Raw genomic sequence first — 14,522 nt, 5'->3', positions numbered from 1 at the left:
CCCATGGAAACACAGTTGGTCATTCATGGTGTGGGGAGCGATGATGATTTGCGCATCGTTATCAATGCCATTCAGGATCTACCTTGTATTGGTCACGTTGAACTTGATCCAGCCAGTGGCAAGGCGTGTATCGAACATCAGCCCATGGTATCCGAAGCGGATATCCGTCAGGCGATAGAGCAGGCCGGCTATAGGGTCGACTGATCGGCTGGCATTGAGAGGCGCCGAATCAGGTATGTCGTCTGATTCGGCGTTGACTTGTCCGGTTTTGATTCAACGGGTCGGGGTAAGCTGGGGAGACAGTCGTACCTGGGACAGTCAGTATTTGGGTGCGCCGTCTTGTTGTGGACCCAGCTCCAGCAGATACAACGTATCTTCCCGTTGCCGGATGAATACATCGGCAATGTGCCACGATTTATTTCCAGACTCCTCAGTCGGTCTATACGCTAGTTCAACCTGTCGGGCGAAGCTGATCGCCGGGTTGTCGGTATCGACCTGACCCGCCAGCAGGCTTTGGACTGCGCTTTCGATCATGCCGATCTGTTTGGTTGTTGTCGGCCAGACATAAATTGTGCCAATGCCGTTGCCAAACGAGACCGTTTGATGAAAGTTGTTACTGCGTCTCGCGCCAACCACCATCAGATTGTAGTACGGGGAAGGGCGCGCCACTTCTTGCCCTTCCAGGTTGGCCTTGCCTATGACAACCGTCACCCCTAACCAGCGTCGCCCATTTAAGCCTGTGCTTTGTTTGATCCATTGCGGATCGGGTCGGTCTGCTTGTTGAAAGGATTGCAGGATATGGCGGCCGGTCGGTCGGGTTTTGCGGGTAAGTCAACTGAGTGGCGAGCAGCTGTATTTGTTGCGGCGTGATGGGCGTGATGTCAGGTGTCGATTGATCGTCATCGGTGGCAGCGTGGCTGGCTTGTGTCAACAGTAGCGCCAGCAAACCTGTTGCCCATTGCCATTGCTTTCTCACGCCCAGTGAGGCTCGCACTGCCCTGCATGTCCTCTTACGGGCAGGGCGATGTCGTCGCGTGCTGTTGGTTGGCGGCCAGGACTGAATCTGGCCAGTGTTGAGTGATAGCCTGGGCGGCATGGCATACCTCCTTTGAACAGGATCTGACAGGTATCGAAACAAAAACAATGGGTTGAGGCTATGGGTAGAACTGGGCGCACAGCGTAGGCTGACTGGTCTAGGTACTTTCTTGCACTCATGCGGTTCATCCATGCTTGCACGAGGTGGGTGTGGCCTCAAGATGAGACGATTGATCCTGCAATTATTTATCTGAATATTTGAAAGTGATATGTTTTCGATATTGAATTGTTTATTGCGGGTGTGTTTGTTAATTTTTTTGATTTAGATGCCGAAATACTGGCATCATGTATTACCGATACTCTATTCGTACTTGATTGTGGTCGTAATCGTAAAGCCTTTCATGATCCAGGCGTGAGTACGGATTGATGTCGCCGGCTGGTCATTTCCTTGATCTTGGCCGTTATCCTGTCCAGGGATCAATTTGGTGCGCCTGCACCAACCTGATGCAAGGTACTGGTTGTTGTATGTGATTCGAAAGATACCGTTGTTCGAATCGATATCGATCAGGGTGACACATGTTTTAATCAATTTGACATGTCGTGCCAGTGATGGATGGACTGGCTGTAGAACATCATCTTGATCAAATGTCTGGTGTTGTGCTCTTGTTCCAAAAAATCAAATATTTGCATTGGGTGAATTTGTTCCATGTCAAATGGTATGAATATCGTTTGTGCGTGTAATTGCGATATCGAAATTGAATGGTGCATAATCAATCAATTGATGTTCGTTATTTTTATGGCCATTATTTTGAGTTGAATAATATTCGAATTTCAAAAACTAAGATCGATCAGGTGGTATATAGGACCTAGGTCGGCAAGAACAGATATGAATTGAGGGTGCGGTTGGATTTTTGCTTTGTAATGTATGGCCGATTGGAGAGGAGCCATCCATGCCATCCCGTGACATCCTGATTGGTGCCAGTTTTACGGCTGAGCCACTGGCCTGTCATTTACAACAACAGGGAGCGGAAGGTGTCAGTTTCATTCCGGCTGCCACATTGTTGTCCTACCTCCGTGAGCCTGTCGCAGATGCGGCATCCCATACCCATTTTCTGTTGATCCGGCTGGAAGATCTGGTTCGGGAGGAAAAGGGTAACCCGGCGGAGCTGGCTCGGTCGTTACGCCGGATAGGTCCATTGTGGCTCGATGCCATTGCCGCCCATGGTGCGCAGTTGCCAAATCGGCCTTATCTCATGGTAATGCCTTCCCCGCGCTTGAGTCGGCAGGGTGGCCAGTTGGCCGCAACTTGTCGTGCATTGACACGAAAGTTATGTAGCCTGCCTCAGGTGCACCTGCTTTGCTGGTCGGATTTCGTGGCCAGTGTCCCAACGGTGCCGTTGTTTGATCCCGTGGCAGACCAGTTGGGCCATGTACCGATGACCCTGACTGGTTTTGCCGCACTGGGTGCCTGGCTCATGCAGCAAAAGCGTATCCCGGCGCCGACGATCACCACATATTTGCCAGCACTGCTACGGCCTGATGCACTACTGCGTTTTCATCGGCGTTTGCATCTGCAATTGCATTGCCATCCAATGCACGAACTGTCGCAACTTGTTGCGGCCGCCAGGTTGAGTCGGTCTGCCACGTTTCATTTGTCGGGTCGCTGCCTGAGTGAGGGACAGTTGCAAGCCAGGCTGAGCGACCCGGCATGGACAGGCCTGACGATCGACGCCGAAGATCGTTTTGGACGATACCGGCAATGTGGTTTCATGTTGATACGCAAAGGAACGGTGCCGTGCATCAGTGAATGGGCGTTGCAGACAGCTGTGTTGGGGAAGCAGGTTGAACACTGCTTGTTATATGGATTGGCGCAGTCGGCACAACTGGCTCGATTGCCAGGGTTGGCGCTGGCCTATGTGGATCAGGGTAGGAACCTGGAAATGATCGGCTTGATCGATGCGATCTATGCCACTGCAGGCGGTCAGCGTCGGGAAGTCGGTACAGGTCGACGTTTGCTCGATATGGCGCCTTCTGCGGTGATGAGTGCGGTGATGCAGCAGGCTGCCGCTGCCGATATGGTGGCGGATATGGACTTGGCGATTTTGCCGGATTGGCTGCATGCCGGCGCACAGCATGTAGCAGCTTAGGTTGTTTGAAGGCAAGGGCGGCCATGGGCAGCGCTGAATCGATGCACAGATCGTGATGTCCGGCGCCTACTGATATGAACCATATCAACCCGGCTGTGCCGGCAGGGAGAGTCATGTGGATGTACTGCAGGACCGACTGATTCAATTGGGCAATGCAGTGCTGGAAAGTACGCGCTTTGGCCCGGATGCAACAGTGGATAATCTGCCGGAGTGGAATGCGCTGAAGCATGTGCAGCTTTTGATTGCCATTGCGCGCGAATTCCAGATTCCGGTACCGCTGGAAGAGGCTTATCGACTGGATTCTTTTCATCAGCTGATGTTGCTGGTGCGGCACGCTCAGATGGCTGCAGATGAAGTGCAGCATGAAGTAGATACCTGCACTGTCGGTGCGGTGTTTCTGCGGCAAGTTCGACATCAACCGGCAGCTCCCTTCCTGATTTTTCCGAAGGAAGGTGTTACGGACACCTATCAGTCGTTTTACCGTGTGGTGTGCGCGGCAGGCAATCAGTTGGTGCGTCGTGGGTTGACTGCAGGTGACCGGTTGGGTTTGGTGTTTCCCAATGGGTCGGAAATGTTGGCTTACTACTTGGCGGCCCAATTGCTGGGCGTGGTCGTGGTGCCAATCAACCCGGCGTTGACAGCTACCGACATGGCAGATGTCATTGCCAACTGTGACGCCAGGTTGACCTTGTTTGACCGGCAGCTGTTACACGGCCATGGCAAGCTGGCCGAATTGATGCCCAATCGATCGCTGGTGGTTGTTGGCGTGGCTTCAGGTCTGGGGATTGAAGTATTACGGGATTGTCGTGATGTGGTCATGCCGACATTGCCATCCGGGATGGGGTCTGACGGTACCTCCGTGATCCAATATACCGCTGGCGCGACGGGACTTCCTCGCGGGGTCGTGTTGTCGCATCGGAATTTATTATCGAATGCAAAAGCCGTGGCAGACTGGTTTTCATTCGCAGCCAATACCCGTGCTTTGTGCATGTTACCGATGTTTCACGGTAATGCACAGGTTGTGAGTCTGTTGGCGCCAATGTGGGTCGGTGGCAGTGTGGTGGTGCTGGAAAGCAAGTCGGCGTTGCCATCGTTTTGGAAAATGATTGATACCTATCAGATTCATTGGACCAGCGTCATGCCTTCCATGTTGTCCGCGTTGCTGACGTTTCGTCTGCCACGGTTTGATCGGTGTCTACGTGGCATCATCAGTTCAGGTCAGGCTTTGCCGGACGAGGTGCGGATCAAGTTCGAGGCGGAGTACCAGACCCCAGTCTACCAAGCATATGGATTAGCAGAAACCGCCTCGATTGCCAGTCTGAACCGCTATCCAGCTGGCTTGCGTCGTGCCGGATCGATCGGCATGCCATTGCCAGGGTGCCGGATGAAAGTCGTCAATGAATTCGGTGAAACCTTACCAGATGGTGTAACCGGACAGATTCTGATTGGGGGCGACAATGTAGCCAGCCGGTACCATGGCGCCCCCTCGCTGAGTGCGCAGCGATTTCGGGATGGCTGGTTTCACAGCGGGGATTACGGTTGCCGCGATGCCGAGGGTAATTTCTATTTTGCCACCCGTCTGGATGACCTGATTGTGAGGGGCGGGGAGAGCTTGTACCCGGCTGAGCTGGAAAATGTACTGCATGGTTGCCGCGAGGTGGTGGAATGCGCAGCCTTCGGCGTGCCCGACCCGATCCTGGGGCAGGATATCTGCATCTATGTGAAGCTGCGCGAAGGCTCGCCCTTTACGGTGGCAGATGTGAAGCATTTCTGCCAGACACGTATGGCCCGATATAAGCAGCCCCAATACGTGGTGGTCGTCAATCACCTGGCCGACTTGCGTATTTGGCCAGGTGGTCTGGTCGATAATCTGTTACGGCGTAAATTGCGTGAGCATTTCATGCAACAGCAGCGCATGGGTTCGGCTGCCCGATGTGAGCCGTCAGAAGCAAGGCAAATTGCATCGTTGCCAATATCTTTGCCTGGTTGAGGGTGATACGGTGACGGATCCGATCAAACAGCGTTTATTGCTGACGCCTTCATTGACGCAATGCCCGCCAGCCATTCTGCCGCGTCATGTCGGTGAAATCCTATCGTTGCGTGCAGCGCAGATGCCGGACGCACTGGCATTTGCTTTCATGGGTTTTGGCCGGGTGCCCGATGTCATGCTGAGCTATGGCGAGCTGCATGCGCGCGCATTGGCGATTGCCCGGCAACTGCTGATGCAGGGGCAGATTGGTGACAGAATCATGCTGGTGTTCCCCACCGCGATGGGGTTTATCGAAGCTTTCTTTGCCTGCATGTATGCAGGCCGTGTCGCAGTCCCGGCCTTGCCGCCCCGCACGGCTCGTGAGGCTGAGCGGCTGGTGGCCATGGTGGAAGACTGTCAGCCTGGCATGTTGTTGTCCGGTGAATCGGATATCGAATCGTTGGCGCACTTTCTGCATCATCGTACCGACCATGCACCGCCTTGTCTGTCTGTGGAGGAGGTGACCGTATCCGGCCCTCTGCCTGGGCTGCATCAGCCGGCTGCTCGCGGTCTGGCTTATCTACAGTATACCTCCGGGTCAGCTGCCGTACCGCGCGGCGTGATGGTAGGGCATGGTCAGTTGCTGCATAACCAAGCCTTGCTGACACACCATATGGGCAGTGATCAAAACCGTCGTTGGCTGATGGTGTCGTGGCTGCCACATTTTCATGATATGGGGCTGGTAGCAGGTATTCTGCACCCGCTGTTCGTTGGTCGTCCGTGTGTGCTGTTCTCGCCGGAGGATTTCATGCAGCAGCCCCTACGCTGGCTTCGGGTAATCAGTGGATTGCAGGCAACCTGCAGTGGTGCACCCGACTTTGCCTACACGCTATGCATTCGTCGTGCCAAACGTGGTGGCCTGGCAGGGCTGGATCTATCCAGCTGGGATCATGCCTTCAGCGGTGCGGAGCCTGTGCGACACACTACCTTATTGCAGTTTGCTGAAACCATGGCAGTGACCGGTTTCTGCTTCGACGCTTTTGCGCCCGCCTATGGTTTGGCGGAGGCAACCTTACTGGTTGCTGGTAAGGTACGTGGCGATAACGTGGTAGTGCGGCATGCCGATTACGATGCACTGACCATGGGGCAGTATCAGGCACCTCATCCGGCTTCGCGCGTGGTACGGCTGGTTGGGTGTGGCAATCTGGGGGCGACGCCATCGGTTCAGGTGTTGGATCCGATTTCCGGTTCGCCAATGCCCACAGGACAGTTGGGTGAGATTTGTCTGCAAGGGGAGAGTGTGTGTCAAGGTTACTGGGCGCAGCCCGTGTTATCCGGCTCGGTGTTTGGTGCCTATCGTTGGACTGCGGATGGCTCTGGCTGGTTGCGGACTGGTGATATGGGGTTGGTTGACGAAGCTGGTAATCTGTTTGTGTTCGGGCGATTGAAAGAGGTAGTGATCAGTGATGGGGCCAAATTTTATCCACCAGAAATCGAACAGGTGATCAGCGATGTGGATAGCGCGGTTCGCCCTGGTCGTGTGGCGGTATTCAATATTGATATGTTGGATACTGCAGCCGTCATCGCGGTGTGTGAGGTGACACCGGTTCCTGAGATGGCCGCGCTGGCCGCCCGCATTCAGGCTGAGGTTCAGTCCCAATGTCTATTGAATCTGAATGGAGTGGTGTTGATCGGCAAGGGACAGATCCCGCTGACCTCTAGCGGGAAGATACGCCGGTTTGCCTGCCGTCATGCGTTTCTGGAAGGCGAGTTGGCCATATTGTATGCCCGACTGGATGAGGCAGTGCCAGGCAATCGTCGCAAGATCATTCGGCGCGATGTGCAAACGGTCGATCAGATGTGAGCCATAGCCTCGGTTGCTTGCCCGAGTCACGAACAACATAAAGGAGATGCATATGGCTGAACAGATTGTCATTACATTGACACAGCAACACGATTACCAATTCTTGATTGATTTTGGCGAGCCGGTGCCAACCCTGCTGACAGATGAGAGTGCGCCGTTGGGGCAGGATGCAGGGCCCGATCCAACTCGTTTGTTGGCGACGGCGGTTGCCAACTGCCTTGCTGCCAGCTTGTTGTTTGCGTTGCGAAAATTCAAAAACCAGCCGGAGCCAATTCAGGCCAAGGCTACGGTTACCATGACCCGTAACCTGACAAACCGATTGCGAATTGGAGATATTGCGGTTGAATTGCAAATTGGTCAACAAGCGGTTGATGTTGCGCAACTTGATCGCATTTTGGGGCAGTTCGAGGATTTCTGTGTAGTGACGCAAAGTGTCCGGCAAGGTTTGCCGGTCAGTGTCAAAGTATTGGATTCTGCGGGTCAGATACTCCATAACGCTGACTGATATTACTCAAATCATGTCAAATAAGCACATGGGCTAAGTAGCCCATGTGCTTTTTTATTTTGTCAATCAAATTTGGGTTCTGTGCCCAAGCTTCATTTACATTTGTTTTTCTAAATACAATTAAATTCGTTCATATTTGATTTTAGCTGATATGGTTGATGAATTGTCGGCCTTGCGTGATGGTAATGGTGAACTATGATCAGTGCTGGTTGTGAAAGGTATTAAATACGGCAAGTCTGATTTGCTTTTTTGTTCATTCATGTTGTTTTTTTAATCAGCACAGGAGCGATTCATGAAAGACAGAGCAGAAGCGACAGAAGCATGTTTCTACGGTTTGAAGCACTTTGAAGGCGCGCCAACATGTTATGCAGTTGGTACCGAAATCACTTTTTCTGCTGGTGATCAGTTGAACGATTATTACAAATCTGTTCGAGTGGGATTGAACGCCAAGGTGGTTGCCTGGCAGCATAATAATGGAACCGGTATTTATCGTGAATGGGTGGGGGATCAACCGGATATCACGGATATTGGTGGATTGTCGAAATTCAAGGTCATGTCGCATACCACCTTGGCTATTGCAGTGCGCTTTGACGATAAAACCAGTACCCAGCCGGGGCTACATCACTTGCTGGTTCAGTCTTTTCAAGTGGGCGAGGCTTCCTCTTCGACAGGTGATCCTGCATTCAAACTAGTCGGCTTCATGCCGCCAGACGGCCCGCCTGTTACCACGGCAGTGTCGGTTCGCAACAGCATTACCGGTGTCTATGTTGCAACCGGTTCCATCTATTTCCGCTGGAACAATGAGACCAAGCAGGTGGATGTGGCGGAAGACAATAACTTCCCAAGCAATATGAGTTGGGCCAGGGCGTCGGCCAATGAGTTCATATTGTCTTTGAATCACGTCAATAGCTAGGGTGGTGCGTGTCTTTGTTGGCGTATGGCCTGATCTGGAACCCGCTTATCTAGCCGATACCTGCCCTGGCCGACAGAGGATGGACAATATGCCGCATGTTGCCTGGCGAGATGTATGGTGGATTCTGACTCAATTCACAGGAGCTTGACCTTGAAACATCCTTTAAAGTCGATTTGCATCAACACAACATTATTCGTATCGATGATCGCCAGCTTGCCAGCTGCGATGGCTGTGCCACTGGATTGCACGACCCACAACTCTGCAATTATTTCAGCCCCATATAATACCTGGACTGCTGTCGATGCCTATTGCCCCTCCGATCGTACAGCGACGGGTGGCGGATATTACATCCACGAGGGTAGTTTGGGTGTTCCCGGTATCTGGGTCATGACTTTTCCTCATGCTAACGGATGGCGTACCTGGGTGGATAATCAAAACAGTGGGCCACGTAAAGTACAGACCTACGTACGGTGCTGCAAAATATAAAGCTTTGGATGATTGTCGCGATTGGGTTCTGGCCATTCCGTTGGGTGTCGCAGTTGCTTGGTGATGGCTGCATGGTCCATATGCTCAAGATCAGCAAGGCGGCCAATGGCCGCCTTTTTTCGCATGTAAACATGACGACAGATTGGATTGGGCGCTGGCCACAGTAGCCAGCAATTCGGTCATAAGGCATGTTAAGCATTGAATGACAAGCAGGTGAATGTTCAGGGCATTGTGCACGGGCTGAAACATCGGCCGGCGAATACAGTCACCATGGGCCTTTGGGCTATAAGATTGCTCATTCGTCACCAATGTGCTGTTGAGCAGGATGCCTGCGATTCAATGGCTTGCCCGGTGGCTAACGTGGAAAGTGTGGAGAAGATCGAGCCGTCAGGCCGGTACCCCAAGGATGACACTTGATGCCTTGAAGATGGCTGTCGCGGTTTTGCCGACTGATAAACCCAGGGTGTCGGCACTGTCGTTGGTCACGATTGCGGCTACCGAACCACCGCCAGACAGATCCAGTACTATTTCCGTATTCACGGCACCCGCTTGAAGGCGGGTGATGGTACCTGACAGGCGATTACGGGCCGAAAAACGGGCGCTGCCGTCATCCGTCACCAGGATAATGGATGACGATTTGATCAAGGCAAATGCTTCTGCGCCGGGTTGCAAGCCAAGACTGGCTGTACTTTCGTGTGTCACGATAGCGACCAGCTTTTGGCCGCCAGTGATGATCAGTTCAATTTCGTCATTCACCGTGCCGGACTTGACCTGCGTGACTTTCCCTAGAAATTGATTGCGGGCGCTGGTTTTCATGCTCATTCTCCGGATTAGCAAAAAGTCGTCGGCAATCCCATCAGCCTGTCCACTGAGCTGTTCAATGAAGCGTCGATGCTCCCGTTGAATCAGGCGAAAATTGTCCACCAATTGCTCACCGCGATGAGTCAGGTGGGTTCCACCACCGCCTTTACCGCCAGCGAGACGTTCGACCAGTGGCTCGCCAGCCAGGTTGTTCATGGTATCGATGGCATCCCAGGCGGCTTTGTAGCTCATGCCGATTGCCTTAGCCGCTTGTGTAATCGAGCCGCATTCAGCGATCTTCGCCAATAGGTCGACACGACCTGTCCCACCAAAATTAGCACCATCTACGGTCATCCATATCAAACCTTGCAACTCAAAATGTTTTTTGGCCATTTCCATCGCGTGCCATCAACTTCCATGTATGTCAGGATTCAGGGAAGCATACCGGGTATTGATTGCATCTGCTGTATCCAGGGGGTAGGGATGTTTTCCTGTCAAGGGTGATGCCAGGCAATGAAGAAAGCTCAACTTGTTGTGGATGAATCGAGCTGATCACGGCTCCAGAATCCGTATTACCGGACCTGCGTAATGTGTGTGAATGATTAGGCTTTGGCAGCGTCAGTCCGCAGGAAAAATACCATTGCATCCTTGACCAGATCGTCCAATGTCAGTGCGCCATCCGGGCGATACCATTGGGCGATCCAGTTCAGTGATCCGAATAGAAACAATCGGTCTACGCGGGTTGGCATCAACCAGGTGCCGGATTGCCGCAGGCGTTCAAGCACCCCTTCCCATACGGCTTCATAGCGTTGTTGCAATGCGGCAACTTCAGCCTGTGCAGCGGGCTCCAACGAATGCCATTCATATAGCATCACCGGTATGAAATCGTGATCTGGCGCCAGGATGGTCTGCAGGTGCGTGCGGATGAGCGCACGGAATGCATCTTCTGCCGATAGTGCATCCACATTCAATTGCTCGATGCGGGTGAGTGAGTCGGCCATGCCTTCGTGCATGACGGCTGCCAATATCTCTTGCTTGGATTTGAAGTGGTAGAACCAGCTACCTGCCTGCACGCCGCTGGCTGCAGCAATGTCGCGTACAGTGGTACGTTCGAAACCTTTTTCGCGAAACAGCTTGGCGGACTGCCGAATCAGTTCGCTGCGCAAGCTGGTATCGGCATCTTTAGGGGGGCGGCCGCGTTTTCGCGGTGTGGAGTGGGTCATATCTGCCTAGGTAAAACGATCGATCACCGCGAATTGTGCCTCAGTTGGCGATGTCTTGGTATTTATTAAATCAATCGATTGATTTATATTGTTATGAAAATCGCCAGCCAGAGGGTTTGGCGACTGGCTCATAACAAGGGGGGGAGATGGACGACAGGTCTGTGCGCATTGGTTGTGCCAGTGGATTCTGGGGTGATACCAATACGGCGGCGGCGCAGTTGGTGAAGTTGGCAACGCTGGACTATCTGGTATTCGATTACTTGGCGGAGGTGACGTTGTCGATCATGGCAGCAGCCAAGGCCAAAGATTCGGCATTGGGTTATGCCACCGATTTTGTTGATAGCGTGATGCAACCGCTGCTGCCGCAACTGGCCAGTAAAGGCATCAAAGTGATCAGCAACGCGGGCGGCGTCAATCCGCAGGCCTGCCGCGACAGGCTGGTTGCGGCCATTACCGCCGCCGGGCTGGATTTGAAGGTGGCGGTGGTGACCGGTGACGACTTGCTGCCACAGTTGGCGCAATTGCGAGCTGCCGATGTGGCAGAGATGACGACTGGCGCGCCGATCCCTGCCAAGCCACTGACCGTCAATGCTTACCTTGGCGCAACGCCTATCGCTGCCGCCTTGGCTGCCGGCGCGGATATTGTCATCACCGGGCGCGTGGTGGATAGCGCCATTGTGCTGGGTCCGTTGTTGCACGAGTTCAAATGGGCGGGCAACGATTATGACAAGCTGGCGATGGGTAGCCTGGCTGGGCACATCGTCGAATGCGGCGCACAGTGCTGTGGTGGTAATTTCACTGACTGGCAAACGGTATCTGGTTTTGATCAGGTTGGCTTTCCGATTGTGGAAGTAGCCAGCGATGCCAGCTTTGTGGTGACCAAGCCTGCCGGTACGGGCGGTTTGGTATCGGTTGCCACGGTGGCAGAGCAGATCGTTTATGAAGTGGGTGATCCGCAGTCATATCTATTACCAGATGTGATTTGCGATTTCAGCCAAGTGCAATTGCAACAGGTGGGCGAGCACCGCGTAGCTGTAAGTGGCGCCAGGGGGCGCGCACCCACAGGCAGTTATAAGGCCAGTTTGACCTGGCAGGATGGCTATCGACTGACAGCTGTGTTCGTATTGACCGGCATGGCGGCACAGGCCAAGGCCCAAATGGTGGCAGACAACCTGTTGAGCAAAGCCAAGCGTCTGTTGGCCCAAAAACAACTACCACCCTTTGGTGAGACTTCGATCGAATTACTGGGTACGGAGGCTACCTATGGGCCACATGCCAGACAAGCTGACTACCGGGAAGTTGTCGTGAAGTTGGCTGTGACTCACCCGATGAAACCGGCACTGCAATTTTTTGCTGGCGAAATTGCGCAAGCCGCTACTGGCATGGCGCCTGGTCTGATCAGTCTGCTGGGTGGGCGTCCCAAACCGGCACCTGTGATCAAATTGTTCTCCTGTCTGGTACCCAAACAAATGGTCGGTATGGCGGTCATCACGGGTGAACACCTTGAAACGGTGACGGCCCTGCCTTCAAGCACCGGCCCGATGTACCCCCCGATACCTGATGGGCCGATTGCGGACAACAGCCTTGTCACTTGCACGGTACCGTTGATTCGCCTTGCCCTGGCCCGTAGTGGTGACAAGGGTGATGACGCCAATATCGGTGTCATGGCACGTGATTCAGTCTACCTGCCCTGGTTGCGTGCTGCACTGACAGAGCCGGCTGTGGCGGAATGGTTCCGGCATGTGTTGGATCACCCGCAGAGCCGGGTTGAGCGCTACGAATGGCCAGGCTTGAATGCATTGAATCTGGTACTGCGCCATGCTCTGGGTGGCGGTGGTATGGCCAGCTTGCGGACTGATGCACAGGGTAAGGCTTTCGCCCAGCAGTTGCTGGAATTCCCGGTCGCCATCCCTGCCGATTTGCTGAAGGACGCACCATGCCAGTAATCGATAGCCAAGTGGATGGCCAAGGCGAGTTTTTTGCCACCAACCGGGCTGCCATGCAGGGTCTGCTTGATCAAATCGAAGCCATTCGCCGTATTGGCCTCGACAAGGCCGTGTCGGAGAAACCGAAATTCGACAAACGTGGGCAGTTGCTGCCGCAAGAGCGGGTGCAACGGTTGCTCGATCCGGGTTCGTCATTCATCGAGCTGATGAGTCTGGCTGGTTACCAGATGGATGATGATCGTGATGGCACAGAGGCAGGTGGTGGCATCATTGCTGGTATCGGCTATGTCAATGGCGTGCGCTGCCTGGTATCGGCCAGCAACAGTGCCATCAAGGGTGGCACCATTTCCCCAGCGGGGTTACGCAAGACCTTGCGATTGCAGCAGATTTCGCTGGAAAACAAACTGCCATTGATCATGTTGACCGAAAGTGGCGGCGCCAACCTTAACCATGCCGCTGACGTCTTTGTGGAGGGCGCGCGTGCTTTTGCCAACCAAGCCAGATTGTCGGCAGCCGGTATCCCGCAGATTTCGGTGGTACATGGCAATGCCACGGCTGGTGGGGCGTATCAGCCGGGGTTGTCGGACTATGTGGTGGTGGTACGCAATCGTGCTAAGTTGTTTTTGGCTGGCCCGCCATTGTTGCTGGCTGCAACGGGTGAAGTGGCCAGCGATGAAGAGCTGGGTGGGGCGGAAATGCATGCAGCTTTGGCAGGCACTGCCGAATATCTGGCAGAAGACGATGCCGACGCCATCCGCCACGTGCGCAATATTGTGGCGCAACTGGGCTGGCAGGTTGAGCGTGTGCCACATTTATCCTTTCGCGAGCCCATTTATGATCCGAGCGAGCTGATCGGCATCGTGCCGGCCGATGCCAAGCGTCCGTACGACGTTCGCGATGTGATTGCACGGCTGGTCGATGGTTCCGATTTCCTCGATTTCAAGCAGGAGTTCGATAGCCAGACCGTGTGCGGTTGGGCTGCGATCGGGGGGCATCGCATCGGCATCATTGGCAACAATGGCCCCATTACGCCGCAGGGTGCGGCCAAGGCGGCGCAGTTCATCCAACTGTGCGAACAGACCGGCCGTGCCTTGCTGTTTCTGCATAACACCACCGGTTTCATGGTGGGCAAAGAGGCCGAGCAGGGGGGCATCATCAAGCATGGCTCGAAGATGCTGCAGGCCGTAGCCAATGCACAGGTGCCGAAGTTGTCGCTGGTGATCGGGGGCTCTTACGGTGCGGGTAACTATGCCATGTGCGGCCGCGGGCTGGACCCACGGTTCATCTTTGCCTGGCCGAACAATCGCACGGCGGTGATGGGCGGGGCGCAGGCCGGCAAGGTGTTGCGCATTGTTGCCGAGCAGAAGCAACGCAAACTGGGTATTGAGCCTGATCCCACCAATCTGGATGCACTGGAACACATGACGGCCCAAGGGCTGGATGCCCAGTCTACTGCTTTGTACGGCACGGCCCGTCTATGGGACGACGGCCTGATCGACCCCCGCGATTCGCGGACCTTATTGTTGTTCCTGCTGGATGTGATTGATGAGGCGGCGCAGCGTGTATTGCGGCCCAATCACTTTGGCGTTGCGCGTTTCTGACGCTGTGCTCGCCAAGATCGTGAGCAGGTGCC

Annotated in this window: 11 protein-coding genes; 8 read left to right on the top strand and 3 right to left on the bottom strand. The window is 54.2% G+C overall.

Going from position 1 to position 14,522, the window contains the following annotated elements:
• Window positions 1–3: 3 nt before the first annotated feature.
• Window positions 4–204, top strand: a complete 201-nt coding sequence (locus tag FFS57_RS18860) for a heavy-metal-associated domain-containing protein (protein WP_137939366.1) — start codon at window positions 4–6, stop codon at window positions 202–204.
• Between the two features lie 114 nt (window positions 205–318).
• Here FFS57_RS18860 and FFS57_RS18855 read toward each other — a convergent pair whose 3' ends face one another.
• A complete protein-coding gene (locus FFS57_RS18855) occupies window positions 319–711 on the bottom strand; it encodes a hypothetical protein (protein ID WP_137939365.1) in 393 nt (130 codons plus the stop codon).
• 1,274 nt (window positions 712–1,985) lie between these two features.
• Here FFS57_RS18855 and FFS57_RS18850 point away from each other — a divergent pair.
• The 5 genes from FFS57_RS18850 to FFS57_RS18830 all read left to right on the top strand — a co-directional run bounded on the left by FFS57_RS18850 (window position 1,986) and on the right by FFS57_RS18830 (window position 8,433).
• Window positions 1,986–3,182, top strand: a complete 1,197-nt coding sequence (locus FFS57_RS18850) for a fkbH domain protein (protein WP_137939364.1) — start codon at window positions 1,986–1,988, stop codon at window positions 3,180–3,182.
• Window positions 3,183–3,297: 115 nt separating this feature from the next.
• Window positions 3,298–5,172 (top strand): AMP-binding protein, encoded by a 1,875-nt coding sequence (locus FFS57_RS18845; RefSeq protein ID WP_249384071.1) that lies wholly within the window; start codon window positions 3,298–3,300, stop codon window positions 5,170–5,172.
• On the top strand, window positions 5,117–7,015 hold the full coding sequence (locus FFS57_RS18840; protein ID WP_171014064.1) for a fatty acyl-AMP ligase: 1,899 nt from the start codon (window positions 5,117–5,119) through the stop codon (window positions 7,013–7,015). The genes FFS57_RS18845 and FFS57_RS18840 overlap by 56 nt, the downstream gene beginning before the upstream one ends.
• A 52-nt stretch (window positions 7,016–7,067) precedes the next feature.
• Window positions 7,068–7,520 (top strand): OsmC family protein, encoded by a 453-nt coding sequence (locus tag FFS57_RS18835; protein WP_349306748.1) that lies wholly within the window; start codon window positions 7,068–7,070, stop codon window positions 7,518–7,520.
• A gap of 292 nt (window positions 7,521–7,812) precedes the next feature.
• Window positions 7,813–8,433, top strand: coding sequence for a beta/gamma crystallin domain-containing protein (locus tag FFS57_RS18830; RefSeq protein WP_137939361.1), 621 nt, complete (start codon window positions 7,813–7,815; stop codon window positions 8,431–8,433).
• A gap of 873 nt (window positions 8,434–9,306) precedes the next feature.
• Here FFS57_RS18830 and FFS57_RS18825 read toward each other — a convergent pair.
• Window positions 9,307–10,113 carry a TOBE domain-containing protein gene (locus FFS57_RS18825; RefSeq protein WP_502705929.1) on the bottom strand — a complete coding sequence of 269 codons (807 nt, stop codon included), beginning with the start codon at window positions 10,111–10,113 and terminating at the stop codon, window positions 9,307–9,309.
• Between the two features lie 209 nt (window positions 10,114–10,322).
• A complete protein-coding gene (locus FFS57_RS18820) occupies window positions 10,323–10,943 on the bottom strand; it encodes a TetR/AcrR family transcriptional regulator (protein WP_137939359.1) in 621 nt (206 codons plus the stop codon).
• Between the two features lie 146 nt (window positions 10,944–11,089).
• On the opposite strand from FFS57_RS18820, the gene FFS57_RS18815 reads away from it, so the two are divergent.
• Together FFS57_RS18815 and FFS57_RS18810 are read left to right on the top strand one after the other, a co-directional pair.
• Window positions 11,090–12,889, top strand: coding sequence for an acyclic terpene utilization AtuA family protein (locus tag FFS57_RS18815; protein ID WP_137939358.1), 1,800 nt, complete (start codon window positions 11,090–11,092; stop codon window positions 12,887–12,889).
• Entirely contained in the window at window positions 12,880–14,490 is a 1,611-nt protein-coding gene (locus tag FFS57_RS18810; RefSeq protein WP_137939357.1) for an acyl-CoA carboxylase subunit beta, read from the top strand. Before FFS57_RS18815 ends, FFS57_RS18810 begins: the two co-directional genes overlap by 10 nt.
• Window positions 14,491–14,522: the final 32 nt, after the last annotated feature.

It is taken from the genome of Chitinivorax sp. B (assembly GCF_005503445.1).
Taxonomy (GTDB): Bacteria; Pseudomonadota; Gammaproteobacteria; order Burkholderiales; family SCOH01; genus Chitinivorax.
This window is presented reverse-complemented; position numbering and strand designations above follow the sequence as displayed.